General features: G+C 67.1%; 2 protein-coding genes. One reads left to right on the forward strand and one right to left on the reverse strand.

Annotation, left to right across the window (positions count from 1 at the left end):
- The coding region (locus ACWF94_RS36820; protein ID WP_453498998.1) for a transglycosylase domain-containing protein at positions 1-1,933 on the reverse strand (1,933 nt) is incomplete at its 3' end.
- Between the two features lie 429 nt (positions 1,934-2,362).
- Between ACWF94_RS36820 and ACWF94_RS36825 the strand changes: the two genes are divergently transcribed.
- Complete coding sequence (locus ACWF94_RS36825; protein WP_453499000.1) at positions 2,363-3,301, forward strand: SPFH domain-containing protein; 939 nt, start codon at positions 2,363-2,365, stop codon at positions 3,299-3,301.
- The last annotated feature ends 77 nt before the right edge of the window (positions 3,302-3,378 follow it).

A 3,378-nucleotide genomic window follows, 5' to 3' on the forward strand; every position in this document is an offset into this window, starting at 1 on the left:
GGGCCTTGGAGTTGTAGTCCTTCCAGATCTTGGCCGGGACACCGCCGCCGTTGGCCCGGCGGCCCTTGTCGACGGTGTCGGTGAGGGTGACCTGGCCGGTGCCGTCGGCCTTCTCGCCGAACAGCGCCACGGCGGTGACCAGCTTGGGGGTGTAGCCCACGAACCAGGCCGACCGGTTGTTCTCCGACGTACCGGTCTTGCCCGCCGCGTCGTAGTCGCCCGCCGCGTTACGGCCCGACCCCTCCCTGACGACGCCCTCCATGGCCCGGGTCACGGTGTCGGCGCTCCCCCGGCTGATGGCCTGGTCGCCGATCGGGTTCTTCAGCTCGGCCTTGCGGACCTGGTGCTCGGCGGACTTCACGATCCGGGGGGTGACCTTTTTGCCGTGGTTGTCGAGGGTCGCGTACACCCCGGCCATGTCCCAGGTGGAGGCGCCCATCGTGCCGAGCGACATGGCCGGCTGCTCGGGCCAGCCCGGTCCGTCGGTCATCCCGAGATCGAGGGCTGTCTCCTTGGTCTCGGGCGAGCCGACGTCCACGATCATCTGGGCGTAGACGGCGTTGACCGAACTGTTGGTCGCCTTCTGTACGGTGATCTCTTTGCCGTAGTCCCGGTCGTCCTCGTTCTCCGGCGCGAAGGGGACATCGCTGCCGACGACCTTGCGCTTGCTGGTGCCGTCGTACAGCGTGTTGAGGCCGATCCGGCGGCCGTCCTGGGTCTCGGAGTCGTTCTCCAGGGCGGAGGCGAGGACGACGGGCTTGAACGTGGAGGCGGGCTGGTAGTCGCGGCGGGTGGCGTTGGAGAGCCAGTGCTCGGTGGCGCCGACACCGCCGTAGAGGGCGACGACCGCGCCGGTCTCGGGGTCGACGGAGGTCGCGCCCGCCTGAACGGTGGCGTCCTTCTTGTCGCCCTGGCGGTCGAGTTTGGCCTCCAGCTGTCTGTCGACGGCCTTCTCCAGCGCCTTCTGGCGCTTCGGGTCGACATTGAGGGTGATCGTCCAGCCGCCGGCCCTGATGTCCTCCTCGCTGATGCCCTGGCGCTCCAGCTCGGCGTTGGCCGCCTCCACGAGATAGCCGATCTGGCCTCCCATGCCGGGGGCGGCCCTGGGCGGCTTGGGCTCCGGGAAGGTCATCGACGCGCGGACGGAGTCCTCGAGCCAGCCCTCCTCGACCATGTTGTTCAGGACGTAGTGCCAGCGGTCGGTCACCAGCTTCTTGCCGGTGTCGGTGGCGACCCCCCAGTCGTACTGGTTGGGGGCCTGGAGCAGGGCGGCCAGATAGGCGCCCTGGCCGACGGTCAGCTTCTCGGCGTCGACGCCGTAGTACGCCTGGGCGGCTGCCTGTATCCCGTAGGCGCTGCGTCCGTAGTAGCTGGTGTTCATGTACCCGGCGAGGATCTCGTTCTTCGACTTCTTCTGGTCGACCTTGAGCGAGATCACCAGTTCCTTGAGCTTGCGGCTGACCGTCTGGTCCTGGTCCAGGTAGTAGTTCTTGACGTACTGCTGCGTGATGGTGGAGCCGCCCTGTTTGCCCTTGCCGGTGATGGTGTTGAGCAGACCTCGGGTGGTGCCCTTGAAGTCGACGCCGTGGTCCTTGAAGAAGGTCTTGTTCTCGGCGGCGACGAAGGCGTACTGGACGTCCTTGGGGATCTTCTCCAGACCGAGGATCTCGCGGTTCACCTTGCCGGTGCGGGTGAGGATCGTGCCGTCGCTGTATTTGTAGACATTGCTCTGCAACTCGGCCTCGGCGTTGGCCTTCGGCACCGGGACCATCAGATAGATCACGAAGAACGTGCCGATGACGAGCAGGCAGAAGCCGAGGAACGCGCCCAGCATCTTCTTCCAGGTGAAGAAGCGCCGTATACCCGTGGGGGCGGCCTTCTTGCCCCGGCGCGTTTCGCGCCCCCGCGCTCGTCGCGCTTCCGCTCGGCCCATCGCTTGTTCCGCTCCGCTCTTCGGTCTCTGTCCCGCCGGTGCCGTATTCGCCCGGCGGTGCTGCCTTGGTCCGGTGGTACAGCTTGGGTCCGTTGGTTCCGTTGGTTCCGCTGGTTCCGCTGGTTCCGCTTGGGCCACTGGGACGGCCTTGATCCTTTGATGCCGCTTTGGACCTGACCTGCCGCCTTGTGGTGTCGCTTGCCGGAACTGACCGGAAGCAACTCAGAAAGCTAACACCGGCCGGTATGACAAAAGTTCACCGATCCGGACTTTACGGACGTGACAATCAGCACCCTGTCTTGAGGAACCGACTCACGACAGGTGCGGAGGGTTGCGGCCTGATTTAATGTGTAATCACATTGCTAGCAGGTTGAGCGTCCTGACCGAACGGGACAAATCTGCCGCTAACACCCAGGACGGGGAAACATCATGTCCCATGCCGACGCCGGCGCCACGGCCCATGACGTACCGGAGATGCCACGGCCAGAGGTACGCGAAGTCCCCGCCCACAGCATCGGCGGCGGGCTCGCCCTGCTGCTCGGGCTGCTGGGGCTCGCCGTCGGGGTCGTCCTCATCGTCACCGGCGCCATCACCGGCGGGACCGGGCTGAAGGTCGCGCTGATCATCGGCGGCGCCCTCGTCATCGGCGCGGCCTTCTTCGCGATGGGCGGGCTGAACATGGTCGCGCCCGGCGAGGCCCGGGTCGTCCAGCTCTTCGGCCGCTACCGGGGCACGATCCGCACCGACGGACTGCGCTGGGTCAACCCGCTCACCTCGCGCGAGAAGATCTCGACCCGGGTGCGCAACCACGAGACCGCCGTCCTCAAGGTGAACGACGCCTACGGCAACCCCATCGAGCTGGCCGCCGTCGTCGTCTGGAAGGTCGAGGACACCGCGCAGGCGCTGTTCGAGGTGGACGACTTCCTGGAGTTCGTCTCCACCCAGACGGAAGCCGCCGTACGGCACATCGCGATCGAGTACCCCTACGACGCCCACGACGAGAACGGGCTCTCGCTGCGGGGCAACGCGGAGGAGATCACCGAGAAGCTGGCCGTCGAGCTGCGCGCCCGGGTCGACGCGGCGGGTGTCCACATCATCGAATCCCGCTTCACCCACCTCGCGTACGCCCCCGAGATCGCGTCCGCGATGCTCCAGCGCCAGCAGGCCGGCGCGGTGGTCGCGGCCCGGCGGCTGATCGTGGAAGGCGCGGTCGGCATGGTCGAGGAGGCGATCGCCAGGATCACCGAGCGCGACATCGTCGAACTGGACCCCGAGCGGAAGGCGGCGATGGTGTCCAATCTGATGGTGGTGCTCTGCGGCGACCGCTCGGCACAGCCGGTCCTCAACACGGGCACCCTCTACCAGTGACGCCCCCGCCCGAGCGCAAACAGGTCCTGCTGCGGCTGGACCCGGTGGTGTACGAGGCACTGGCCCGCTGGGCGTCC

The organism is Streptomyces sp. NPDC055078 (assembly GCF_053607985.1).